General features: G+C 37.4%; 26 protein-coding genes and 1 tRNA gene. 15 read left to right on the forward strand and 12 right to left on the reverse strand.

Going from position 1 to position 22,452, the window contains the following annotated elements; genetic code table 11:
• Positions 1-4: 4 nt before the first annotated feature.
• Positions 5-1,417: a hypothetical protein gene (locus ABOO_RS05940; protein WP_008085716.1), complete on the reverse strand. Its 1,413-nt coding sequence runs from the start codon at positions 1,415-1,417 to the stop codon at positions 5-7.
• An 81-nt stretch (positions 1,418-1,498) separates the two neighbouring features.
• Between ABOO_RS05940 and ABOO_RS05945 the strand changes: the two genes are divergently transcribed.
• Positions 1,499-2,476, forward strand: coding sequence for a hypothetical protein (locus ABOO_RS05945; RefSeq protein WP_008085704.1), 978 nt, complete (start codon positions 1,499-1,501; stop codon positions 2,474-2,476).
• Positions 2,477-2,552: 76 nt separating this feature from the next.
• The gene (locus ABOO_RS05950; protein ID WP_008085600.1) at positions 2,553-5,129 is read left to right on the forward strand and encodes a valine--tRNA ligase; all 2,577 of its coding nucleotides are present in this window, start codon (positions 2,553-2,555) and stop codon (positions 5,127-5,129) included.
• Here ABOO_RS05950 and ABOO_RS05955 read toward each other — a convergent pair.
• Both ABOO_RS05955 and ABOO_RS05960 read right to left on the reverse strand, forming a co-directional pair.
• Positions 5,126-5,833 (reverse strand): metallophosphoesterase family protein, encoded by a 708-nt coding sequence (locus ABOO_RS05955; RefSeq protein WP_008085652.1) that lies wholly within the window; start codon positions 5,831-5,833, stop codon positions 5,126-5,128. The genes ABOO_RS05950 and ABOO_RS05955 overlap by 4 nt on opposite strands.
• Before the next feature lie 5 nt (positions 5,834-5,838).
• Complete coding sequence (locus ABOO_RS05960; protein ID WP_008085594.1) at positions 5,839-6,447, reverse strand: hypothetical protein; 609 nt, start codon at positions 6,445-6,447, stop codon at positions 5,839-5,841.
• 112 nt (positions 6,448-6,559) lie between these two features.
• On the opposite strand from ABOO_RS05960, the gene ABOO_RS05965 reads away from it, so the two are divergent.
• The 4 genes from ABOO_RS05965 (at position 6,560) to ABOO_RS05980 (ending at position 9,599) form a co-directional block, all read left to right on the forward strand.
• A complete protein-coding gene (locus ABOO_RS05965) occupies positions 6,560-7,447 on the forward strand; it encodes a pentapeptide repeat-containing protein (protein ID WP_008085720.1) in 888 nt (295 codons plus the stop codon).
• A gap of 27 nt (positions 7,448-7,474) precedes the next feature.
• Complete coding sequence (locus tag ABOO_RS05970; protein WP_008082531.1) at positions 7,475-8,305, forward strand: transposase; 831 nt, start codon at positions 7,475-7,477, stop codon at positions 8,303-8,305.
• 255 nt (positions 8,306-8,560) lie between these two features.
• The gene (locus ABOO_RS05975; RefSeq protein WP_394294949.1) at positions 8,561-8,776 is read left to right on the forward strand and encodes an ion channel; all 216 of its coding nucleotides are present in this window, start codon (positions 8,561-8,563) and stop codon (positions 8,774-8,776) included.
• A gap of 61 nt (positions 8,777-8,837) precedes the next feature.
• Complete coding sequence (locus tag ABOO_RS05980; protein WP_008085745.1) at positions 8,838-9,599, forward strand: HAD-IIA family hydrolase; 762 nt, start codon at positions 8,838-8,840, stop codon at positions 9,597-9,599.
• Here the strand turns inward: ABOO_RS05980 and ABOO_RS05985 are convergent.
• Positions 9,589-10,248 (reverse strand): fumarylacetoacetate hydrolase family protein, encoded by a 660-nt coding sequence (locus tag ABOO_RS05985; RefSeq protein ID WP_008085646.1) that lies wholly within the window; start codon positions 10,246-10,248, stop codon positions 9,589-9,591. The two genes, ABOO_RS05980 and ABOO_RS05985, sit on opposite strands and share 11 nt — an antisense overlap.
• An 86-nt stretch (positions 10,249-10,334) precedes the next feature.
• Here ABOO_RS05985 and ABOO_RS05990 point away from each other — a divergent pair, with 86 nt between their 5' ends.
• From ABOO_RS05990 to ABOO_RS06005, 4 genes are read left to right on the forward strand one after another with little or no spacing between them, the layout of a single operon-like run.
• Positions 10,335-11,489, forward strand: a complete 1,155-nt coding sequence (locus ABOO_RS05990) for a DUF373 family protein (RefSeq protein WP_008085721.1) — start codon at positions 10,335-10,337, stop codon at positions 11,487-11,489.
• Positions 11,458-12,120 (forward strand): 6-hydroxymethylpterin diphosphokinase MptE-like protein, encoded by a 663-nt coding sequence (locus ABOO_RS05995; protein WP_012997358.1) that lies wholly within the window; start codon positions 11,458-11,460, stop codon positions 12,118-12,120. Before ABOO_RS05990 ends, ABOO_RS05995 begins: the two co-directional genes overlap by 32 nt.
• Before the next feature lie 12 nt (positions 12,121-12,132).
• A complete protein-coding gene (locus tag ABOO_RS06000) occupies positions 12,133-12,549 on the forward strand; it encodes a hypothetical protein (RefSeq protein ID WP_012997359.1) in 417 nt (138 codons plus the stop codon).
• The gene (locus ABOO_RS06005) at positions 12,543-12,803 is read left to right on the forward strand and encodes a DUF504 domain-containing protein (RefSeq protein ID WP_012997360.1); all 261 of its coding nucleotides are present in this window, start codon (positions 12,543-12,545) and stop codon (positions 12,801-12,803) included. Before ABOO_RS06000 ends, ABOO_RS06005 begins: the two co-directional genes overlap by 7 nt.
• On the opposite strand, the gene ABOO_RS06010 is transcribed toward ABOO_RS06005, so the two are convergent.
• Complete coding sequence (locus ABOO_RS06010) at positions 12,751-13,323, reverse strand: DUF2085 domain-containing protein (protein WP_008085598.1); 573 nt, start codon at positions 13,321-13,323, stop codon at positions 12,751-12,753. The genes ABOO_RS06005 and ABOO_RS06010 overlap by 53 nt on opposite strands.
• The gene (pyrH, locus tag ABOO_RS06015) at positions 13,280-13,954 is read right to left on the reverse strand and encodes a UMP kinase (protein ID WP_008085602.1); all 675 of its coding nucleotides are present in this window, start codon (positions 13,952-13,954) and stop codon (positions 13,280-13,282) included. The genes ABOO_RS06010 and pyrH overlap by 44 nt, the downstream gene beginning before the upstream one ends.
• Positions 13,955-14,043: 89 nt before the next feature.
• Between pyrH and ABOO_RS06020 the strand changes: the two genes are divergently transcribed.
• From ABOO_RS06020 to ABOO_RS06030, 3 genes are all read left to right on the forward strand, one after another.
• Positions 14,044-15,417, forward strand: coding sequence for an RAD55 family ATPase (locus tag ABOO_RS06020; protein WP_008085690.1), 1,374 nt, complete (start codon positions 14,044-14,046; stop codon positions 15,415-15,417).
• Positions 15,414-15,773, forward strand: a complete 360-nt coding sequence (locus ABOO_RS06025; protein WP_008085615.1) for a response regulator — start codon at positions 15,414-15,416, stop codon at positions 15,771-15,773. The genes ABOO_RS06020 and ABOO_RS06025 overlap by 4 nt, the downstream gene beginning before the upstream one ends.
• Before the next feature lie 519 nt (positions 15,774-16,292).
• Entirely contained in the window at positions 16,293-17,357 is a 1,065-nt protein-coding gene (locus ABOO_RS06030; RefSeq protein ID WP_236614193.1) for a DUF835 domain-containing protein, read from the forward strand.
• A 3-nt stretch (positions 17,358-17,360) separates the two neighbouring features.
• Here ABOO_RS06030 and ABOO_RS06035 read toward each other — a convergent pair whose 3' ends face one another.
• Both ABOO_RS06035 and ABOO_RS06040 read right to left on the reverse strand, forming a co-directional pair.
• Positions 17,361-19,103, reverse strand: a complete 1,743-nt coding sequence (locus ABOO_RS06035) for a phosphoadenosine phosphosulfate reductase domain-containing protein (RefSeq protein ID WP_008085744.1) — start codon at positions 19,101-19,103, stop codon at positions 17,361-17,363.
• Positions 19,104-19,409: a hypothetical protein gene (locus tag ABOO_RS06040; protein WP_012997361.1), complete on the reverse strand. Its 306-nt coding sequence runs from the start codon at positions 19,407-19,409 to the stop codon at positions 19,104-19,106.
• Positions 19,410-19,508: 99 nt separating this feature from the next.
• Between ABOO_RS06040 and ABOO_RS06045 the strand changes: the two genes are divergently transcribed.
• Both ABOO_RS06045 and dcd read left to right on the forward strand, forming a co-directional pair.
• Positions 19,509-19,583: transfer RNA gene (locus tag ABOO_RS06045), tRNA-Glu, on the forward strand.
• A gap of 185 nt (positions 19,584-19,768) precedes the next feature.
• Entirely contained in the window at positions 19,769-20,230 is a 462-nt protein-coding gene (gene dcd / locus ABOO_RS06050; RefSeq protein ID WP_012997362.1) for a dCTP deaminase, read from the forward strand.
• Here dcd and ABOO_RS06055 read toward each other — a convergent pair whose 3' ends face one another.
• The 4 genes from ABOO_RS06055 to cobO all read right to left on the reverse strand — a co-directional run bounded on the left by ABOO_RS06055 (position 20,231) and on the right by cobO (position 22,428).
• On the reverse strand, positions 20,231-20,959 hold the full coding sequence (locus ABOO_RS06055) for an FtsZ/tubulin family protein (RefSeq protein ID WP_236614195.1): 729 nt from the start codon (positions 20,957-20,959) through the stop codon (positions 20,231-20,233). It lies immediately after the preceding gene.
• Positions 20,960-20,979: 20 nt separating this feature from the next.
• Positions 20,980-21,360 (reverse strand): ribbon-helix-helix domain-containing protein, encoded by a 381-nt coding sequence (locus tag ABOO_RS06060; RefSeq protein ID WP_012997364.1) that lies wholly within the window; start codon positions 21,358-21,360, stop codon positions 20,980-20,982.
• A gap of 228 nt (positions 21,361-21,588) precedes the next feature.
• Complete coding sequence (locus ABOO_RS06065) at positions 21,589-21,909, reverse strand: SCP2 sterol-binding domain-containing protein (RefSeq protein WP_008085627.1); 321 nt, start codon at positions 21,907-21,909, stop codon at positions 21,589-21,591.
• A gap of 9 nt (positions 21,910-21,918) precedes the next feature.
• Positions 21,919-22,428 (reverse strand): cob(I)yrinic acid a,c-diamide adenosyltransferase, encoded by a 510-nt coding sequence (gene cobO, locus ABOO_RS06070; protein WP_008085634.1) that lies wholly within the window; start codon positions 22,426-22,428, stop codon positions 21,919-21,921.
• Positions 22,429-22,452 lie beyond the last annotated feature (24 nt).

Genomic DNA, 22,452 nt, shown 5'->3' on the forward strand with positions numbered 1-22,452 from the left:
TTTTTTATAATCGCTTTGCCCTTGCCTCTATCTCATCCATAACGAAATTCTCGGCGAGTTCTAAGCTCGTTCTATCTATCCATATCTCATTTTCTCTCTCTGCAAGAAATCTTACCAAGGATGAAGAAGCAGCTATCTGCAATGCCCTATCAATTATCCTCAAACTCACAGGCGCATTGTGCTCGTTTATTGCCTCTGCTATATCATCTCCAATTCTAATAAAATCATCTTCATCTACAATTACCCTTGCATTTTGCTTATTAAGAAGATGATATGTATAGGTCATATGCTTCCTAAGAGGCTCTGCTAAGTAATAATCCACCTTGCCTGCAGCGATGCGCTTCATATTCTCCCAAATCAACTTTCTTCTCTCGTGAGTATTGAGAAATAATTTGCAAAGCATCCTATCCTCCACGGCGTTGAAATTTGGGTCGTTTATTGTGCTTTTCCATCTTCCTTTATTTACTTGGGTGTTGTAGTTCACTATGAAGAAACTTGTGACCTTATAGGGCCCAATTGTGGCGGTTCGAGTTTCATCCCTGACCTCTCTTCGCTCCATAACTAACTTAAGTTTCTCTACCATTCCTCGATAGGCAAAGAAATCTTTGAACTCCGGTATGACCCAATCCACGGGATAATCTTGATACGCTTCCAGTATAGCTATGAACATCTTAGGAGTCATACCCTGTGCATAGCGAAGACGACCTATCATACCATGGGGCGGCACTCCCTTCTCCTCCTTGCCCCGAAGCAAATCGTCCGTGGCGAATGTTTTGCCCGTGCCGGGCTCACCAAAGTATGCAAGGGAGAAGCCCGTTTGATTTATCCTGCGCTCAGGATTTGCAGATGAGTAGATAGGTACATTGGCTATGGAGTACTGCTGTATTATGGGTAACAAAGCATCCATATACAGCTTATCGCCCATTATGCTCTTCACATACTCCACGATATCCCCTATAGAGTGAATTTGCGAGATCCATTCTTCCACATCATCCTCTCTCACATTCTTAACAAAAAACTCATACTCAGTCTTCAATCTAAGCACTACATCTTGATACTCCCGCATCGCCTCCTCAGTGCTTAATTTCATGTTCTCTCCGCCATATCTACTTAACCATTTCCTAATCTCATCCGAAGCAAGGAGAGAGTATAATTTTGCACCACCTTCTTCTCCCACTTCTATCATAAGCCCCGTGTTTCTCAGCCTGCCTATTATATTATACGCCCCCGTCTTCGCTATGAGCCATTCTTTCGCTGCTTTCTGCGTCCACGCTCTTTGCATTTTCTGTAAATAAAGGAGGGCTTCCATCTCTTTCAAATCCATACTGCTCTGAACGACATACCTCATCCAGTTGTTAAACTGCTCCTTCGGCACCTCTGGCTCTTTGGAAATCCTAACCAATCTCTTTTTCTTCATCTCATGGCATAACTCCCTGCGGGGATATTAAGGTATTGGCGAAGAATGAACTATTTAATACACGAAATCTCTCACCGCCCAATGAGAAAAATAAAACATTTTAATTACAAATTCGGCGAAGATACCATATTTACAGATTTCTGCAGAGCCGAGAATGGCTGGATGCTCACAGGAGATGTAAAAATAGATGGAAAATACAAGATTCTCCTATTGAAAACCAATGAAAATAGGGAGAAATCGTGGAGTAAAATCTATGGAAATGAATATGAGTACGAAGCTCAGACAATAATTAAAGGAAGAAATGGATATTTAATTGGTGGTAATGCTTATGGTAAAGCAACAGAGAGCGGTGGGAAGGGATGGAAAGCGTACATACTCTCTGTGGATGAAGATGGTGAAAAATTAAGGGAAAGTAGTTACACTATTAGTGGCAATGATACGATTTACTCGATGATTAGCAAAGAAAATGAGTTCTGGAGTATGGGCGAAAGTAGAGACGAAGAAAACTACATTTTCACAATGAAGTTGGACAAAGAGCTTAAATTATTAGATATTAAAAAGTCCGAAAAGTATGAGGATGTACTTGCAGGAGGAATATTCTCCAGATTTCTATGCTACTCTTACAAGCACTTAAATAGATGGTATGGCAGAATAATTCGGATAAATGGAGAATTGGAAGAAATATGGAAGAGGGAGATTCCAAATCTCCTGATTTATTCAGCCATGGAAATCGATGATTCGTTATTGGTTGTTGGAACAAAAGATAATATAGGAATTGCAATGAAAATAGATGAAAACGGGGAGAGAGAAATTAGATTCAAAAATAGCACAATATTGAGCGCTGAGATTCAAGGAGATCTAATAATCCTTGCAGGTGAGTATGGAGAAAAGCCTGTAATTTATATGTCAAATAAAAACTTGAAAATGATTGATAAATTTGTTGATCATTTTACCGGATGGTACGAAAAAGCTTTTTCCATATCTTCCGAGAAGATTATGGCTTTAGGATATTCTTCCGTTAAGAGAGAGGCCGTTATTAGCATATTGACAATAACTTAATTCTCAGTGTGTTCATTAATTTCTCTATAACTTCAAGAGCCCAAATTTTTATATTCCCTCTTCATTTCACCCTATTATGTACGATTTCAAGGAGCGAGAGGCTCACTGGCAAGATTTCTGGGAGAAGGAGAAAATTTACAGATTTGACCCTGAGAGCGATAAACCGATTTTTAGTATAGATGTCCCGCCCCGATATGCAAGTGGAAAACTGCATATAGGCCACGCCACACATTATACTCACATAGATTTCATAGCTAGGTACAAGAGAATGCGTGGTTACAATGTATTCTATCCACTCTGTTTTGATGTAAACGGTATGCCTATAGAGGTGAATGTGGAGAAAAAATACGGGATAAAAATGCGTGAAACACCAAGGCAAGAGTTCATAAAGCTCTGCGAGGATTTTGCAAATGCAAATATTGGTGAGATGATTCGCCAGTTCAAAATTCTTGGAGAGGCGATGGATCCCACAATATACTATCAAACGGATGCCCCTTACTACAGGAGAATTACTCAATTATCCTTTATAAAGATGTTTGAGAAAGGTCTTGTGTATAAGGCAAAGCATCCTGTAAACTGGTGTCCAAGATGCGGAACTGCCATAGCGGATGCAGAAATAGAGTATCAGAAAAGAAAAACAAAATTGAATTACGTTCCGTTCAAGGTGGAGGAGGGAGGAGAGATAGTAATAGCCACTACAAGACCTGAGCTTTTGTGCACATGCCAGCTCATTGCTGTGCATCCTGATGATGAAAGATACAAGGATTTTGTGGGAAAACACGCCATAGTGCCGATATACGGGCAGAAAGTTGAAATTGTGGCGGATGAGAAAGTTGATAAAGATTTTGGCACAGGAGCTGTTATGATATGCTCCGTTGGTGATAAGGACGATTTAGAGTGGATTTACAAGTATCATCTTAAATTTCTAGAGGGCATAAACGACAAGGGTGAAATGACAGAATTAGCAGGAAAATATGCAGGAATGCCTGTAGAGGATGCAAGAAAGGCAATAATTGAAGATTTGAAAAATATGGATCTGCTCATAAAGCAAGATGAAATCGAGCAGAATGTAGGTGTGTGCTGGCGCTGTCATACTCCCATAGAGTTAATCAATAAAGAGCAATGGTTTATCAAAATAAAAGATTTAAAAGACGAAGTTAAGAAAACAGCGGAAGAGATAAACTGGCATCCAGAGTGGATGAAGAAGAGACTCTACGACTGGGTGGAGTCTCTAGAATGGGACTGGGTCGTCTCGCGCCAGAGATATTTCGCTACGCCAATTCCTATCTGGGAGTGTGAGAACGGCCATACATTCGTGCCGAAATTCGAGGAGCTGCAGAAGATGGACAGGCATGTGGATCCCACAATAGACCCTCCACCCTACGAAAAATGCCCTATTTGTGGTGCCCCCCTGCATGGAACAGAGGATGTTTTTGATACTTGGGTTGATTCTTCCATCTCTCCTCTTTACAACACCTTCTGGGCAAGAGATGATGAAAAATTTGAGAAACTATATCCAATGAGCCTAAGACCTCAAAGCCACGACATAATAAGAACATGGGCATTCTATACAATTCTCCGCTGCAAGAGTGTCACTGGAGAGAAACCATGGAAAGATATAGCAATTGATGGATTTATTCTCGCTCCTGATGGAAGGCCCATGCACACCTCCTGGGGCAATGTTGTTGATCCATTAGAAATTATAGATGAATATGGAGCAGATGCACTTCGATTCTTTGCAGCTAAATGCACTCCTGGCGAGGATACACCCTTCCGCTATAAAGATACAATTCGAGGTAGAAAAGTCATAATAAAATTGTACAACTTGGGCAAATTTGTTGGTTCTGCCATCAAAGATGGCATTAAAGAGATACCTATGGAAAAACTTAATTTTATGGATAAGTGGATAATCTCCAAGTACTCGGAGGTTGTGGATGAGGCAACAAAATATATGGATGAATACAGATATGATAAGGCAGTGAAGCTCGTAGAGAATTTTATGTGGAATGTTTTTGCAGACCACTATGTAGAAATGGTAAAGCACAGATTAAACGAGGAATCTACAAAGTATACGCTTTACAATGTATTTCTGGGGATAGTGAAAATGTTCGCACCGATTATGCCTCATATAACTGAGGAGATTTATCAAGAGCACTACAGAAAATTTGAAGGAGAAAAGAGTGTACATATAACCTCCTGGCCAGAACCAATATTCATAGATGAGATGGCTATCAAAGAGGGAGAGAAAGTCAAAAACATTATAGCAGAAATTCGCAGGTGGAAAAATGAGAATAAGAAAGAAATTAAAGAGATCATTATTGAGGGAATTGAACACGGCATTGAAGATATCGAGGGGACATTCAAATGCAAAATATCCACTGAGATCGAGGGAGAGATTGAAGATGTTGTTTCTTCATTACAGCCAAATTTCGCAGTAATTGGCCCAAGATTCAGGGATAAGGCAAAGGAGATTATAGAATTTATAAAATCTTCAGATCCTCAAAAACTTTGGAACGATATTCAGAGAGGCAAGGCTGAGATAAACAGCGTGAAAATAACGGAGGATATGGTAAAAGTGCAGAGGAAAAAAGTATACAGAGGAAAGGAAGTTGCAGTACTCAATGTGGATGATGTGGTGGCTTTGATTCTCTAAACCTTTCCGTGAAACAAGATGGATATTAATCTCTCCAAATAATCTTTCCTATCAATTATTTTTCTGAGCTTTTCAATTGTTCTTTCCACTGGATAATCTAAGCGTTTTAACTCAAATTTTCCGTCTTCGTATATTGCATAAGAAACTCTGGGATCTCCATCTCTTGGCTGTCCTGCACTTCCGGGATTCAGATACACCATTCCATTATACTCTCCAAGTACTGGAAAATGAGTGTGTCCGAAGAGAAGATAATCCGTAGTTATAACTCCCCCAAGCTCATTTCTCATACACTCTGGCATAAAATCAAACATGTATCCGTAGAGTGGATCTGCAGGGCACGCATGCACAAACAGATAATCTTTCCCATAAATTTTGCTCTCTTTCTTCACAGGCAATGTTCTTAAAAATTGTAGGTCTTCCTTGCTCAAAAGTTTCTGCGTTATATTTTCCCTTGTATAAACACTCAAATCATGGGTTTTTTCTCCACATTTACAATCAACACCAAAAGCATTGGCATAGTCATGATTCCCTGTGATCCAAACCTCCGGCTTTAAATCCCTAAGTGTGTCCAGCACGAGATGTGGCTCCGGCCCATAATCTGTTAAATCTCCCAGAAACCATACTGCATCGTATTTTTCTTTCTCAAGAATTAAAGTAAGGGAGTCATAGTTGCCATGAATGTCGCTTAATACCAAGATGCGCATGGTCCTCACTCCATTTCGAATTTGATGATCCTGCCTTTTAGTCCTTGGTTGAATATGCGAGTATGTCTGAATGATATGGGATACTCTTCAACGATTTCACTGTATATATCATCATCTAGCAGATAGACCTCTCTTATCTCCACAAGACCCTCATCAAAGTTAGCCGTATAAGCCATTAATCTCTTATCTGCAAGGTAATTTCTTATGTCCTCATCCTCGCGAAGCACATCTAGACCCACTTTTACATAAGTGTAAAGATGGAACAGAAAATCTGTATCAATTTCTCTCTTTGCCAATGCTTCAAAGAACTCATGCAAAATTTCTCTCAACTTGTCAAACTCTTTGCTTCCTCCAATAAACACCGCTATCAGATTAGGATGGTACTTTTCAAGCTCTTCAGCCAAGGACTCATAGTTATCATCTATCACAAAGTACCTGCATTCTCCACCAGTGGCAGATATGTAAGAAGATTCCATAGAAGAGCCAATAGCTGTGCAAAGCACATTCTTCATTGCAACAAATGCAACTCTATTGTAGCCCAATAGGGCCCTATATCCTACCACTTGCCCTGTCAATACCCTCAATTCTGCAATCTCATCAAACTTCAGTGGCATAATATCACCTTCAAATCTTTATAGTTGCCACCTATATATTATTTCTGCCTAAATACTCCGCAATAATCCTTTAAAAGTTGAGTTTAAATATGATGAAAAATTATAATTTCCTATGTGTAAGCTTGCCCATTATGGCAACTGTGACGAAGAAACAAAAGATGATGAGTATTGCATTTTTCATAAGCCGAATAAAACTGATGAGGAGGCAAAGAAATTTTATGAAATGTTAATTTTAAAATATAAACCCGAAACGGAAGAAACATATGATGATGTTATTGGGTTCTTTGATAGATTCATCTTTGACGGGAACATTAACTTTAGTGGATTCGTATTTCCTGAAATTCCAGAGGATTGCAATTTTACTTTTAGGGAAATAGAGTTCAGAGGTGATGTTAAATTTGATGATGCTGTGTTTGAATTTACTCCTGAATTTAACAACTCTCAGTTTGATTTTGCTTCCTTCAATGGTACCCAATTTAAAAAAGGTGCGGATTTTACACACTCCCATTTTAAAAAGAGTGTTTGGTTTCGTAATACTAAATTTTATGATATCACCGTTCTTGGTCTATCCACTTTTGAAGAAATGGTATTTGCGGAGAATATTTATTTTGATACACATTGTTTTTCATTTTCAACTTTTAAAAAGGGGGTTGATTTTAAGGGTATAAGCGGCAAAAGGATAGAACTTATTAGAACTAAATTTTATGGGCCGGCTTTGTTTTCAATTGACTCTGTAAAAGATATGAGATTAGACGGAGCTACTTTTGAGGATTCTCTTCTCTTTGTGCCTTTCGGAAGTGGAGGAGAGATTGGGGAAATAAGCTTTAATTTCACTCAATTTAATAAAGATTTATCTCTTGAGTTTGTTTTAGAGAAAATAGAAAATCTGGTAAGTAGAGCAGAAGCCTGCAGAGTTCAAAGAAAAATCTATGAAAGAGAAGATGGGAGAGATCTAGCTGACGATTTGTTTCGTAAAGGGGTGAGTTGCAACCCCACATAAAAATAAAATAGGGGATATAAATAAAGGATGAGCAGGAAATTAGACCTGTACAAGGTTGTGAAAATGGGGATGAAAGCTCTAAAGAGAGCAAATATTCCTCTTTACTGGAGCAAGTACTCTAGGAAAGATTACACTCTGCACCAGCACATGATGCTGATAGTGCTGACACAGTATGTGGGAAGTATAGAAAGAATGCTCCAGATTGTGCGAGAAATGAGAAAGATAAAGAGGGTAATGAGATTGAAGAAAATCCCCCATAAAAGCACAATTTCAAGAGAGTTGAGAAGAATACCAGAACGATGGATTCGCATTGTGCTTAGAGAAATAGTGAAAATAATGGGAATACCCAATAAATTTGCAGTGGATTCCACAGGTATTCAAATTTATTACCGTTCATACTACTACACACAGCGAATCGGAGAAGTAGGAAAAATAAGAGAAGGATTGAAATTGCATGCTGCTGTGGATATTGAGAGGAAGCTCATTACCAATGCAATAGTTACAAAATGGCACACTAACGATTCACCGTACCTCATTCCTCTTTTGGAGGAAGAGAGAGTAAAAGAAGTGTATGCAGATAAGGGCTATGATTCTCTACGTAACATACGATTTGTTCTGAATAAAGGAGGAACTCCATACATAGCAATCCGTAATAAAGCAAGAAGAGGATTGCGAAGGAGATTGTTAGAAAAGAGCAAATCACCTGACTGGAAAAAGAAGTACTCGCATAGAAATGTAATTGAATCAGTCTTCCACTCTTTCAAAAGAGTTGTTGGAGATTACATATTTTCCCATTCTTTCTCTGGTGCTTCTAAACTCCTGCTCTTCAAAGTTCTTGCCTATGATCTCTATGTCTAATCCTTCCTTATTTTTATTCTTCTTTTTTCATGTTTTTCGAGGAATTCAACTTATCCTCGTAAAGAAAAAAGATATTTAAGAAAAGCAAGATTGGAAAATATAAAAAATTCTAAAAAACCAGTATTTTCCAAAATTAAAGATTACATATTCACTATTTTTAGTGTAGGGATTGAGTTTTTACTGGCCGATTTGACCTGCGAATATGGAACAAACTGGAAGCGTCCCGTTTGGCTATGGGTAGGAGCTGTACTAGTTGTGTTTCCTCTTTTATATTGGTTCTTAGGTGGAATTGTAGGTGCTTCTAGCCCTTGGGATTATTGGTATTTCAGTATCGTTACAGCCACAACTCTCGGATATGGAGATATGCACCCGATAGGATATGCAAAAGTATTTGCCTCCTTAGAAGCAATCTTTGGAATGTTTATGTGGGCAGTGTTCTTAACGGTGTTTGCAAGGAAATATATGAGATAAAAACACAGAGCATTTATTCTAAAAAACATTAAATCAATGTAGATAATTCCCCGGTATGCATATGAAATTCGTAATAGACATGGATGGCGTGCTTTATCGGGGGAATAGAAAAATAGAGGGTGCGGATACTTTCATAAAATTCTTACAGGATAATAGCGTCCCCTTTCTTCTCGCCACTAACAATTCCACAAAAACAAGAGAGATGTATGTGGAAAAACTAAAAAATATGGGAATAAAAGTAAAAGAGAAGAATATCATAACATCCGCCTATGTGACGGCAGAAGTTCTAAAAAAAGAGGAAAATAGAGCTTCTGCACTCATAATTGGTGAGATAGGAATATTCGAAGAGATAAAGAGAATTGGATGGGGCATCCTTGATTTAAAAAATTGGAGCAAAGCGGAATATGTTATAGTAGGCATGGATACTACCTTAACTTACGAGAAGCTAAAGGCAGGATGTTTGGCCATAAATAACGGGGCAAAATTCATTGCCACGAATGATGACAAAAATTTCCCGTCAGAGGAGGGGCTGATTCCCGGAGCAGGGAGTATGGTGGCCGCCTTGGAAGCAGCAACGGGAAAAAAAGCCAGAGTTATGGGAAAGCCCAATGAGCCCTATGTGAATATGATAAAATCCTTACTAGGAAGTGAAGATATATGGGTTGTAGGTGATAGAATTGAGACTGATATGCTTCTCGCAGAAAAATTAGGAGCAAAAAAAGTACTAGTGCTGAGCGGTGTTACAAAAGAACCCGTAAAAAATGTGGATTATGTTATAAATGATGTGGGCAGGCTCCCAGCCCTGCTTGCTTCTATTCTCTGATAACTTTTTCTTTTAGCACCCCTATTCCCTCTATCCAAGCTTCTATTTCATCTCCATTCTCTATTCTCCCCACTCCGCTTGGTGTGCCTGTAGCAATTATATCTCCAGGTTCCAGAGTCATTATGGAAGAAATGTAAGAAATTATCTCAGGTATTTTGAATATCATCCGAGCTGTATTTCCCTTCTGCCTTATCTCTCCATTAACTTTTAATCCTATTTCCAAATTATGGGGGTCTATTTCCCCATCCACAACTCTTGGCCCTATCGGTGCAAAGGTATCGTATCCCTTGCTCACGCTCCAAGGCAAGCCCTTTTTCTTTGCCTCGTCCTGCAAATCCCGAGCAGTTATATCCAATAAAATGGTATATCCAAGCACATAATCCATGGCTTTTTCTATTTTTACATTCTTTGCTTTCTGTGAAATTATAACTGCAAGTTCAACCTCATGATGAACATTTTTACTATCTTTAGGCAAAATTATAGTTTCATCGGGGCCAATCAAAGCAGATGGAGGCTTGAGGAAAATAACAGGTCTGCTTGGAACTTCACTTTTCATTTCTTTGGCATGTTCTGCATAATTCCTGCCCAAACATACAATCTTTGAAGGCTTAATCTCCAAAGTTTCATCTTCAAATTCAAGAAGTACCATAAGAGGAAAATATAGACAATGGTTAAAGATTTTTCTGCAAATTTTCCACAAAAAGATTAATATAAATTAAAGTACATTTAGAGAGCGTGACCACCCTTATTCTCTGCGTTGACAGAGACGATGACCTTGGACGAAAGGCGGGAGTTAAAGGCCCGATAATTGGGAGAAAGAATAACTTAGATGCAGCTGTGGCTTTAGCTTTAGCTGACCCAGAGGACTCTGATGCTAACGCAATATTTGCTGCCGTGTCTCTTTATGATAGAATGAAAAAGGAGGGAAAAGACATTGAAGTTGCAACCCTCACAGGTCATGAAAATGTTGGGATTAAGAGTGATGAGATAATAGCAAAGCAGTTGGATAAGGTAATAAGGAAAGTTAAACCTAAAAATGTGATTTTTGTGAGTGATGGGAGTGAGGATGAGTACATTCTTCCATTGGTAACATCCAGAGTGCCAATAGCCCATATGAGAAAAGTCATTGTAAGGCAATCGAAGAATATTGAAAGTACTTATTACATACTGATGAGAGCTTTGAAAGATAAAAAAATGGTCAAAAAGATCCTCGTGCCAGTTGCGTTGATTTTCTTAGCATATGCTTTTTCATCAATTCTTGTCGCCACAATAAAGTACTTCTTTCCAGGGTGGAACCTTATGGGGCCGGGAACAATGGCTCTTACCGTAATAACTCTCACTCTCGGTCTTTACTTTCTTGACAGGGCATATAGCATAAGAAGGAGGACCGCGCATTTTGTAAACCGTATCAAAATTTCAATGGCTCAGGCAAAAATTACAATCATATCCGATACTTTAGCTTTTCTTCTCTTGATAGTTGGACTGGATCTTGCGTATAATGATGCTTTGGCAGGAAGTGATATTATAATACAACTCATCATATTCTTGCATACCTTCATAGTGTGGTTTGTATTTGCAGTACTGATAAGGGAGGGTGGCAAAACATTTGATATCTGGGTTCATAAAGGAACATACACCAAGAGTTTCTGGATTGCCCTTTTGTCCACTGTCTCAACCGGTATAATCATATATTCCACTCTTGATTACCTTCTTGTACTTCTCAATGCCAAGAGTGAAGCGTCTCTCATTCCCATTACCATCATGGTCGCAAGTGGCATAGTCCTTGCTATCATGGCCGCCCTGTTGCAGAGACAGTTAAAGGAAGAAGGGTTAATAGAAGAGCCAGAGGAAGAGAGAAATGAAATGGAAGAACTGGATGAAGTTGTATGAGGAAATTGAGAGAGATTTTAAATTCAGAAGAGAAAAAGAAATTGAATCCCGCAACACTCTCTCTAAAATACTTGGAGATAAAGTCCTTAGTATAGGGGATATTGGAAATCTGATAGGTGAAGAAGTGTATGTAGTTGGGTTCTCCCCCTCGTTGGAAAATGAGATAGAACTGATACCCGATAGAGCAACAATAATAGCTGCCGATGACGCAGCAGTAATACTGAATGATTTAGGAATTAAACCAACGATAGTTATGAGTGATTTAGATGGGGACATAGATTCACTAATCAGAATAAAAAGTTCAGTCTTTGGGATACATGCCCATGGAGACAATATACCTCTCCTTCCATACGCAGAGTTCTTTCCTAAGAAATTCGGAACCACGCAAATAGAGCCCTTGGAAAATGTATATAACTTTGGAGGATTCACCGACGGAGATAGATGCGTATTCCTTGCGGCTCATTTTGATGCAAAGATACATATCCTTGGATTTGACTTTGAAAATCCAAGGATTAAAGAAGGAAAAGATATGATAAGAAAGAGAAAAAAGCTCAGATGGGCTAAATACCTCATTCATTACTTAGAGCAATCTGGGGCAAAGATAATCTGGGAAAATTTAAATTCTAAATGAGTATGCTCATCTGTGATAATACTCAGCCCTCAAGTAGCCACAATACTTAGCGCTTTATTACTCATATATATTGGAATAGTTGTAGAGAAATACTATGTAAGTTGGAGCAGTGTTTACGCAAACACTCTTAGCTTTTTGATAATGCTTGGTTCAATAAATATGAGTTTCTATGTTTTTCTATTCCTTTTAGGATACACTTTATTAGGATATATTTCTGTTAAGCTTAAATGGAAGAGAATCTTCCCATTATTTGGATGCAAAACCTACGGTTCTTTAGTGTTGGTTCTAACCTTGGGCTCAGAAGGATACATATTTGGAATTTACAGTATTACCTCAGTACTCATCTCCTGGGTATCGGTGGCTATAATGGTCCATATACTTGGATATTTATATGTAAAGCATAGCAGGAGAAGGCGTTCAAAATGGTGAGAAAAATATTAAATGAGTACAAATGGCGGCAAGACAGAGATTTTAATCTCATCGAAGTACACTATATAGATAGATTGAGCCCGAGGGGCTATGCAATTTTAAAAGGAGAGGATATAGAAGATATGGGAGATAGATTCATATTTACCAAGAACGGAATGATTCCGTATCATAGAGTTATAAGGATTCTCTACGATGGTAAAATCATTTACGAGAAAACTCGTGGATATCATAATAAATATAGTAAAAAACCATAGAGGTAAAAGTTCCAACTAAGTTTCCTGTTACTATTCTAATAAAGTTTGTACTCTCATAGGAGGTTATAAGCTGAAGGAAGCCATCAACACCCATAATGAGAATGATTAAAAAATAAAACAATGTACCAACGCGCACGCGGAAAAGTGCGCCTATGAAAGCACCAAAAGCCAAGCCCATAAATATGCCAGTACATCTTGCACAGAATGGCATCTGATTTCCATTTATAAAGAACGAGCGATCTGCATGCTGGTGACACATAACATCCCCAATTAAATAAATTCCCCTAATAAATGGATTAGAAATATGGGAATTTATGTAAGGTGCATTATCCATAACACTAACTTTTCCATTATTGCCTAAATACACGGAATTTGGTGGTAATAGAATAGGTGATAAAAAAAGTAAGAGTGCCCATATGAATGCAAATATCGCGGGCAATAGCAAAAATATACTTATTTTCTCTTTTTTCTTTATATCAATCGTTAGTGATTCCAATAATCGTTCCTTTACATTCTCCATTTAACATCGCCTTTTTTAAATCTTCTATGCTTTTTCCCATTATGCATATTTCTATCTTGCTCCTCTCCGCAATTTTTATAGATACTAAATCAAAGGGTAAATTTAGTCCTGCATCCATATCTCTACTCAAAAACATCTCTTGTGCTTTTCTATAACTCATTCTCCTTATAATTTTTGCATCTTTGTACTTTCTCGGGTCCTTATCATACACTCCTCCAACAGAAGTCATATTTATGACCCTTCTCTCCCCTATCCTCTCCGCAATGAGTAAAGAAACTGCGTCTGTAGTATGTCCAGGCTCTGTGCCTCCCATAAGTACAACAGGATAGCTACCGGAGGCAATCACCGCCTCCTCCACATTATCCGCTACTTTTGGATACGAATAATTTCCAAGGAATAGAGAAGCATTTATTCTGCTAGCCATTATACCTATTCTATCCTGTAAGAACTCATTCATACCAAGTTTTGAGGCCATAGAAATGTAATCCCTGGCGATTTTACCTCCGCCTACAACTAAGAATATTTTATCATTCTTGGACTGCTCCTCTAAAAATTTGCGAAATGAGAATATGTAATTGAAATCAATATTATCCCCACACACAATCGAGCCACCAAGAGATATCACAGCCATAGATGATTATCCCTATTGAGTATTAAAAAATTACCATAAGGAATATCTATGGCGAAAATTTAATATCTATTGCTCTCATTTAAAAATTTATGAACTGGCCAACAGAGATTGGAAATTTTCTGCAAAAGAATGGCACCGTGCTCTTGATTAGAGGTGAGCCAGGTACTGGGAAAACCTTATTTTCTCTAACTCTAATGAAAGATTTGAAAAATACGATTTTAATTGCTCCTAGAAAAGTTTATCAAGATATAGTAAGGAACTATCCATGGATTGATGAAGAGGCAAAGAATAGGATTTTGATAATTGATGAAAAGTATGATTATGAGACAACGCACAAGTTCGGAAACTTATTTTTCTTACTTCCAGAATCGTTCAGACTCGCATTGAACAAGATAGAAGAGGGTAGCATAAATACAATAATCTTGGACAGCTGGTATACTTTAATTGAAGAGTTGAAGTATAAATCCATAGAGGAGCAAGAGAGAAAGGATATATACGATCCTGAGCGCTTCCTTTTAAACCTCGTTAAGCTCTCTGATTTAGGTGTAAATTTGATAATAAATAGAGAGGGAGACAAAGATGACACTCTTTCATATGTGGCAGATGGAGTTATAACATTAAAGAAAAATATTGAAAATGGAAGGCTCTACAGATATTTGATACTGGATAAGTTAAGGGGAGTGGGAATTAAAAAATCTGAGTACTTTTTCACCCTAAAGAACGGGATGGCTAATATATTAATATCACATCCATTCAAACATCCCAAAGAGATAATTGATATTCCAAAGAAGGATATAAAGATCGGGTATGGAGTGCCTTCAATGGTATTTGATGACATTTTGAGTTTTGAGAGGGGAAATACAGTACTTTACGATTTTGAAGAGTATGTGCCAAAAATATATCATTTTATCACTCTTATGAGCACAACTGCAAATTTCTTAAAGAACGGAATAAAAAGTATAATTTTACCTCCTAATGATATGGATATGAACGAGATAAAATATCAAATCTATCTCTTTAACATCCACAAATACATTTCAAACCTGAGGATAATCTATCCTGAAAAAGAGCTTGAGGATTTTGTTGTAGAAACCAATTTCTATAATTTAAAAAGGATAATTGAGAGTATGGAGAGGTGCATAACCGAGGAAGATATGAATCCTCTAGTAATTATTGGATACGACAGGCTATTTAACTTCTTGGAAGAACACCAGATAATGCAACTAATTGATTATATGAGGAACTTTGTTAGAAAACACGGTGGCTTGCTCATAATCTCAGGAAAGATGTCAAATAAAGCAATAAAGAACTTCAGTGCTGGCTTAGCAGATATCTATCTTAAATTTAAGAATGTAAATGGCGACATAATTATGTATGGAATAAAACCATGGACAAGGGTGTATCACTTGAGCCTATCTTCAGAGAAAGGATATCCAGAGATAATAAAGGAGGAGGTGTTATGAATAAGCTACTTTTGGCTGATGATTCAGAATTGTTCTACAAATTCCTAAGAGATGTTCTTAAAAAAGAGGGCATCGAAATAATCTGGGCAAAAAACAAGAAAGAAGCTATTGAGAAATTCAAAGAAGAGAAGCCAGATATAGTTTTGGTGGATATTATACTCTCAGATTCAAATGGAATTGATGTAATTAAAGAGATAAAAGCTCTGGACAAAGATGCGAATATAATGGTGATAAGTGGACTTGATAAACAGGATGTGATAAAGGAAGCTTTGGATGCGGGAGCAAGGGACTATATAGTGAAGAATGTAAGCCCAAAATATTTCCGTGAGGAAATTTTAAAAGCTTTGAAGACCTAGCTCCAAGATTAATTTTTGCAAAAACAATTATATAAGAGCAAAGCTGATGCTATAATAATGGATGGAGGGGTGATTGCCGATATAGCCACTATTCTGATTTTCAGTTTCCTTTGCTCCTATTTATATTATAAATTGGGTAACTCAGTTCTTAGTTATGTAGTACTCCTATTTAGCTCGGGAGTAGCCATATTGGCAATATCGGATATAATCTCACTTTTATATCAAAACTTGCCGTCGGTGGAGTGCATTGCAGGAAAATTTACAGCGATGGGATCACTTATTGCAATACTTGGGCTTTTACACCTAGTTTCTATTTTCCCTCGTAAAAGTACGCGTATCCACACAATACTTCCATCAATCTATTTTATATCTGCAATTCAAATCATTTACCTATTCTTCACACCCCACTTTCTTTCCTGCGATCCAATAATGGGGGGAGTTAGAAATCATCTATGGTCCATTTATGCGCTATGGGCTTATTCACTTCTTATTTTTGCCTCTTTAATTCCTATTTATCATATGTTCACCTCCATAACAAAAATTGAAAAAATTGCAACATTCTATATGGTAATTGGCTCACTCTTGGTAATAGGATACCTTGGACTTGCACAAATTGTTCCGATGTATTATCCAGAGTTTGAAGTTTTCAGTGCTGTTCACATTCTACCTTTAATGGGTGTGCTTTTCACTGTTGGTATCATAAAATACGGCATATATGTTATGGTTCCGTATAAAGAGGTAAGTAAAAAATCTGAAAATTTACCTGAAATAAGATATGGAGAGATCAATGGAATAGCCAACATAGATGCTGCCTATAAAATATTTAGACAAGAAATATCGGAGCATTTAGGTATGGTTATCACCATTCGCCCACCCACAATAATTAAAGAAAGATATTCTATAGAGAGAACACCTATTATATGGCTTACATATTTCTCTAATGGATACGATCTGGCAATAGTTCCAGATAGATTGCACTTTGAGGCTACATATTCCATAGCAAATTTTCTAGACAATGGTGGAGAAATTGTAATTATGGATGGTGTAGAATACATAATAAAAAATTATGGGAGGCGATTTTTTGCTGAATTTTTAGAGGAGATAAAAACAGTAAAAAATGATGCTACAATAATTCTCGCCGTAAACTCATTAGATTGCTTAGAGGGACTTGCTGATAATGTTATCTACACCGAAGGAGCTATTGAGGCTCCCAGGGTTATAATGGTCAATAATATAAAGTATATTAAAAAGAGAGATTTGCTAATAATAACTTCAAAATCAAGGAAGCATCTAGAGTTCGAATTTGAAGAAAATCCAGAAATAATAAGCATATCTAATGAGTTCAATATAGACCGCTTTTTGTTTGAAGGAATAGGAAAAATAGAAGATAGCCCAAAGAAGAATGTGTATATAGAATGCATGGATTATATAATGTCAATGGGTGAGGAAAAGGATGTCATGAACTTCATAAAAGATATAATAGACATAATACTTTTCCGCAATGGATATGTATTCCTAAGATACACTCCAAGGGCTCTAGAATCACCGGCGATTAAACAATTTGTTGAAGAAATAAAATTATAAGAGCTAAAATTCCTCTGCGGGACATTTTCCAAGGCAGTCCAAGCAATGTATACATTTCTCTTCTTTTATTGCTATCTTTCCATTTTCAAGATATAAAGCCCCAACAGGACATCTCCCAAGACATATACCGCATCCAATGCACTCCTGAGAGCGTATTATTAAAGATTTTGCTTCTTTTACAAAATTCCCAGAAACTTCTAATTTTTTATCATACCTAAAAGAACCTTCAGGTAAGGCATAGAGAATATTGAGCATTCTTTCTTCATCAATTTCTCTATCAAACCTTACCTCTTTCCACTCATCGCCCACAAATTCCACATGAAGTTTATCTCTCTCTACCTTTATGCCTCCTGCCCACCGCGGTGGGTTTTTCCAGCGCCAAGAAGATTGAACCCATTTTTCAGAGATCCCATTTTCTTTCGCATAATCTTTTAAATACGAGAACCATCCATCTATGCCATCAAAGTATTTTCCCACAATTTCAAAATCTGCAAGATCTGAAGATGGACACAAATAGCATCCAATTCTTGTCAACCCTCTCTTATACCATACATTTATCGGTGCCCTCTTCCAGAGTATATAAAGCCAAACTTCTAATGAACTCCAGTTTTGAATGGGACTTGCAGATAATTGATTTGGCACCCATTCGTTTCTCCAAATATTTCCCTTTCTCATTCTCTCCATACTTTCATATCTTCTCTGTCCTATGAGTGTGAGTAATCCAGATGGATAATTTTCAAGTATATACTTGGTTGTTGGGCCAAGTTTAGTTACTTTGCAGCACCATCTATAATCTCGTCCAGGAGGACCAAAATGCTCTAAAGATCCCCAAAACGCATTTCCTGCATCTATTCTATCCATTTTTATCCCGTATTTTTTCTCAATTTCATTTACATATTCAACAGTCTCTGGAAGCTCTATGCCAGTATTCAAAAAGAATGTATGAAAATCCATGCCACTTTTCAAAGCAAGGAGAAGAACCGCTAGAGAATCTTTTCCACCACTAAATGAAACAGCTAAAGGTAAATCGTATCTCATTTTTGTTTCTCTAATGAATTTTACAGCCCTATTTTCTATATTTTCCAGATGCTGTATGTTAGCTTCTATAACATCATCCAATTCTGCTTGCTTTCTTTTTTCCCAGTTTCCATAGCCACTGTGCCTAATCTTAACAGCCATCCCATGGGTAGATTTGCACATATCTTCCGAATCCATTCTCGCTATACCAACAGCTAAAGCCCTACCAGCAGAGTCCCGTATTATTACTTCATCCCCGTTCTTTATGCCCTCTGCGCAATCTTTCACTCCCGGGGCCATTAAATTCTTTCCACTCAAAATAGGTTCTATAGCGCCATCATCGATTTCAATCCATCCCTTGGACATGCAACTGTTCAATAGATAAGCCCCATCCATTCTAAGTGCAATTTTAAATTTTTTTTCCTCTATATCATATCTCAAGTTTCCTATTACCTTTCCATCAATTATAATTTCATCCATTCTGTCGTAATGTGGAACTCTATTGAAGAGCACAAAAAAATTTTCAAGTTTGCAACCAAATGCCCTTTTTAATGCATCATTTAAAATCTCCAAATCTCCCTCAAATCCAATTCTAACCTCCCCTGGTGGAGTTATAGAAACTTTCCTACCCTCTTTCCCACATTTGCTGCAATGCTTTGTAAGAATTGGAACATTACATTTATCACACCAGTAAAACTTGATTTTTCCAAGATAAACAGGTTTTCCCATTTAAACCACAAGAGTTAAAACTTTCTTTCTCAGTATTTTAACTATATTTTCTATTTCCCCAAATTGCTCAGCAAGTTCTAGTAAATCGTCTTTAATATTTCCCTCTATCACAGCCCCATTAGGTGTAGGTCTTATAAATCCATTATTCTCTAAAACAGCTAAAGAGCGTCTTACTTCATGCTCCTCAAGACCCAAAATTTGGGACATTCTTATTATACCTACAGGTTGCTTTTTCATAACAACCTCTAATACCCTTATATGTCTAGATAACAATTCAAGCTCGTCATAAATTCTCTTTGTAAGCATTCCGTTCACCTCCGCACATTGCAAAAGGTGTAAAATTTCCAAGAATAAAAAATTTTATATCCACCATGCTTATACGCCTTTGCAACAGACAAATATGATGCTCCGGTGGTGTAGCACGGCCAAGCATTAGGGGCTCTCAACCCCTCGACCCGGGTTCAAATCCCGGCCGGAGCACTAAGAAGCCCCTTTCTTAGAAAGAAAAAGTGCTTCATCCCAAAAGAAACTCATTCTTAGGTTGCTGGAGATGATAAGAACCCGCTGGAGGTTCTTAGAAAGAAAGGGGCTTCATCTCGAAAAGAAACACTGAGATACAACTTCTTTTTAACAAATGTTTTTATGCCATTGTTCCATTTAACATTATGCTTTCTGACAGAGATATAGCCACGGCAATGAAAAAAGGAGAGATTGACATAAAAGGTTTTAGAGAAGAAAATATGACTCCAAACGGGTATGATCTAACGATTGGAGAAATAATGATTCCGAGCAAGAATTTGCATATAAAGGAAGGAGAGATAAAAATCCCATCTTTAACAAGATTCCTGGTGGGGAGTAAAGAGTATATAAAATTAGATGAAAATCATGCAGCGCAAATATGGATAAAGAGCAGGTGGGCTAGAAGGGGTGTTTTAGCATCCTTTGGAGTTGTTGATGCAGGATTTGAAGGAATACTAACAATGGGTGCCTTTGCTACAGAGGAAATAGTTATAAAAATAGGAGATAAGTTTGCACAAATAAGCTTCTTCGACCTAAAATCTCCTGCCCACAAAACATATGCTGAAAGGTCAGGTAATTATCAAAAACAAAAAAGTATAAAGATATAATTAGGCAGCAATGAGCATGTTTGCATAAACTTCCTCTACTATAGTATCTACCTCTCTTAGATACATCTCCCTGAATTTTTTCTCTATCTCTCTTCTCGTTACATTAGTTATTCTTTCCACAAAATTTGAAATCTCATCGTACATTATTTTATATGCTTCAGATATTTTTACACTTGGTTTCTGCAGGAGTATATCACTATCAAGCACTATTGATTTTGTCACAAGGGCTTTTACTTTATTCACGGTCTCTATTGCAATTTCTCTTCTCTTTCCCTCAATGCTAAATGGAAGTATCATTATTGCTACGATTGGCTTGTCAAATCTCTCGTTAATTATCTTTGCCGTTTCTAAAATTCCACCTGTACCAGTACCACCTCCAAGAGCAGCAAGAAGTACAATCACATCAGCATTATTTGCTTCCTCCAATATCCATGCCTTGTTTCTGCTCATTATGTATTCTGCCACTTTCCTTTCCCCATTGGTATCCCTATGCTCGCCAAGAACATCCTTACCCATGTGCATCTTTTTATCCGCATCTATGCTTTCTAATCCTTTCTCATCTGTGTTTATAGCTATGACCCTGAGTCCTTCAATTTTTTTATTGGCTATGAAAGATGCTATTCTCCCAGCACCTCCACCGAAGGCAAACAGTCGAACATCCGGTCTTATGCTAAATTCTTCGATTAACAGCTCTTCTATATTCTTTCTAACTTCATCAATATCGCGCATTCCATCACCTTCTGGCATTCTCATTTATAAGGCAAAGGGTTCTTCTCCTTCTCACCCTCACTTAATCTTAAAGATGATAGCCCCCGGGTGTATGATTTTAAAATTCTGGCAAGCTCCCCGTTGGATACCAGAATCCTAAGCACATAAGTTATTAAATCCCCCATATCCTTGAAATATTTGTAATCTACATAGTCCTCAAGTACACTCAAGATCCTGTCTTCCATCTCCACCTTTAGCCCAGAGTCCTTCAATAATCCCCTATCTGCCATTTTTATGTAGGACATCAAGGCATTTCTTATGAACTCAGAGCGATTTCTGTACTCTGGATGTCTAGCTAGAAAATCATCAATCTCATCAAGCTCCACGTCTGACAGCCTAATAGTCAGTCTGGTACCATTCATATATTCACCCTTTGCCCACTGGGTAAGGAAGATATGTACTTAAACATATATAAAGTTTTTGATTTTAACATAAAAAAATTTTATTTTTATGACAAAATTAATTTTTAAACGCTTGCATAGAACAAATTATCAAATAAATCATATTAAAAATGTATGACGAGATATGACAAAATATGCCGTTTTGTATAACAAGTTTTGCTCTTTGGCATACTTTTCGGGTTTTTTGTCTTACTTTAATAAATCCGACAGCAGTAGTTTATCCATCAATTTTGCCTTTATTTTTATCTTCTTCGTTAGATATGCCGTAAGAGCATCTTCTTTCTTATCCAGTATGTCTTTAAATATCTGAGTTGTGGTCTCTACCAGTATATCTGCTTGAATCTCACCTTCTTCCACATCAGATAACTTTGCATCTTCGAGCTTGAAGTTGTAAGTGCCATCATCCGTGAATCTAATAACTATGGTTCTCCTCAAATCTTTTATTTTCTCCTTTCTTGGATCATCCTTTGCGTTGAACTTATCTACCAATTCTTGCAATATCTCCTTCATTTTATCACCTCAGTATTCTATTCCTTCCCTTGCCATAATACCTATCTGGTAATAATGCTTTATCTCTTTCATCTCTGTCACAAGATGAGCTCTTTCTATTATTTCATTTTTTGCATATCTTCCCGTAAGTATCAACTCGGTTTTTTCTGGAATTGAATCCATCAGGGAGAGAACATCTTCTAACTTTATCAAATTGAAATCTAAAGCCACATTTATTTCATCAAGTACCATCATATCATACATTTCTTTTAGTTTTTCTTTGGCGAATTCCAGAGCTTTGTTTGCTCTCTCGATATCTTCCTTTTTAGGATTTTTCTTGCTTACAAATCTATTTGTGCCAAAGGGATACACTTCAATACCTAATTTTCTAGCAGAGACCTGCTCGCCATACCCTTTATCTGGCTTCATAAATTGAATTATAATCACCTTTTTTCCTCTGCCTGCTGCACGCATTGCAAGGCCAAATGCTGCAGTGGTTTTCCCCTTTCCATTGCCAGTATAAACATGGATGTAGCCCATGGAGGGGAGTATGAAAGAGTGGAT

The organism is Aciduliprofundum boonei T469 (assembly GCF_000025665.1).
GTDB lineage: Archaea > Thermoplasmatota > Thermoplasmata > Thermoplasmatales > Aciduliprofundaceae > Aciduliprofundum > Aciduliprofundum boonei.

What these genes read in the sequence shown, in the direction of transcription:
- ABOO_RS05940 (WP_008085716.1), bottom strand. Translation starts at nt 1,417, where the DNA reads ATGAAGAAAAAGAGATTGGTTAGGATTTCCAAAGAGCCAGAGGTGCCG.
- ABOO_RS05945 (WP_008085704.1), top strand. Translation starts at nt 1,499, where the DNA reads ATGAGAAAAATAAAACATTTTAATTACAAATTCGGCGAAGATACCATA.
- ABOO_RS05950 (WP_008085600.1), top strand. Translation starts at nt 2,553, where the DNA reads ATGTACGATTTCAAGGAGCGAGAGGCTCACTGGCAAGATTTCTGGGAG.
- ABOO_RS05955 (WP_008085652.1), bottom strand. Translation starts at nt 5,833, where the DNA reads ATGCGCATCTTGGTATTAAGCGACATTCATGGCAACTATGACTCCCTT.
- ABOO_RS05960 (WP_008085594.1), bottom strand. Translation starts at nt 6,447, where the DNA reads ATGCCACTGAAGTTTGATGAGATTGCAGAATTGAGGGTATTGACAGGG.
- ABOO_RS05965 (WP_008085720.1), top strand. Translation starts at nt 6,560, where the DNA reads ATGTGTAAGCTTGCCCATTATGGCAACTGTGACGAAGAAACAAAAGAT.
- ABOO_RS05970 (WP_008082531.1), top strand. Translation starts at nt 7,475, where the DNA reads ATGAGCAGGAAATTAGACCTGTACAAGGTTGTGAAAATGGGGATGAAA.
- ABOO_RS05980 (WP_008085745.1), top strand. Translation starts at nt 8,838, where the DNA reads ATGAAATTCGTAATAGACATGGATGGCGTGCTTTATCGGGGGAATAGA.
- ABOO_RS05985 (WP_008085646.1), bottom strand. Translation starts at nt 10,248, where the DNA reads ATGGTACTTCTTGAATTTGAAGATGAAACTTTGGAGATTAAGCCTTCA.
- ABOO_RS05995 (WP_012997358.1), top strand. Translation starts at nt 11,458, where the DNA reads ATGAAATGGAAGAACTGGATGAAGTTGTATGAGGAAATTGAGAGAGAT.
- ABOO_RS06005 (WP_012997360.1), top strand. Translation starts at nt 12,543, where the DNA reads ATGGTGAGAAAAATATTAAATGAGTACAAATGGCGGCAAGACAGAGAT.
- ABOO_RS06010 (WP_008085598.1), bottom strand. Translation starts at nt 13,323, where the DNA reads ATGGAGAATGTAAAGGAACGATTATTGGAATCACTAACGATTGATATA.
- pyrH (WP_008085602.1), bottom strand. Translation starts at nt 13,954, where the DNA reads ATGGCTGTGATATCTCTTGGTGGCTCGATTGTGTGTGGGGATAATATT.
- ABOO_RS06020 (WP_008085690.1), top strand. Translation starts at nt 14,044, where the DNA reads ATGAACTGGCCAACAGAGATTGGAAATTTTCTGCAAAAGAATGGCACC.
- ABOO_RS06025 (WP_008085615.1), top strand. Translation starts at nt 15,414, where the DNA reads ATGAATAAGCTACTTTTGGCTGATGATTCAGAATTGTTCTACAAATTC.
- ABOO_RS06030 (WP_236614193.1), top strand. Translation starts at nt 16,293, where the DNA reads ATGTTCACCTCCATAACAAAAATTGAAAAAATTGCAACATTCTATATG.
- ABOO_RS06035 (WP_008085744.1), bottom strand. Translation starts at nt 19,103, where the DNA reads ATGGGAAAACCTGTTTATCTTGGAAAAATCAAGTTTTACTGGTGTGAT.
- ABOO_RS06040 (WP_012997361.1), bottom strand. Translation starts at nt 19,409, where the DNA reads ATGCTTACAAAGAGAATTTATGACGAGCTTGAATTGTTATCTAGACAT.
- dcd (WP_012997362.1), top strand. Translation starts at nt 19,769, where the DNA reads ATGCTTTCTGACAGAGATATAGCCACGGCAATGAAAAAAGGAGAGATT.
- ABOO_RS06055 (WP_236614195.1), bottom strand. Translation starts at nt 20,959, where the DNA reads ATGCGCGATATTGATGAAGTTAGAAAGAATATAGAAGAGCTGTTAATC.
- ABOO_RS06060 (WP_012997364.1), bottom strand. Translation starts at nt 21,360, where the DNA reads ATGAATGGTACCAGACTGACTATTAGGCTGTCAGACGTGGAGCTTGAT.
- ABOO_RS06065 (WP_008085627.1), bottom strand. Translation starts at nt 21,909, where the DNA reads ATGAAGGAGATATTGCAAGAATTGGTAGATAAGTTCAACGCAAAGGAT.
- cobO (WP_008085634.1), bottom strand. Translation starts at nt 22,428, where the DNA reads ATGGGCTACATCCATGTTTATACTGGCAATGGAAAGGGGAAAACCACT.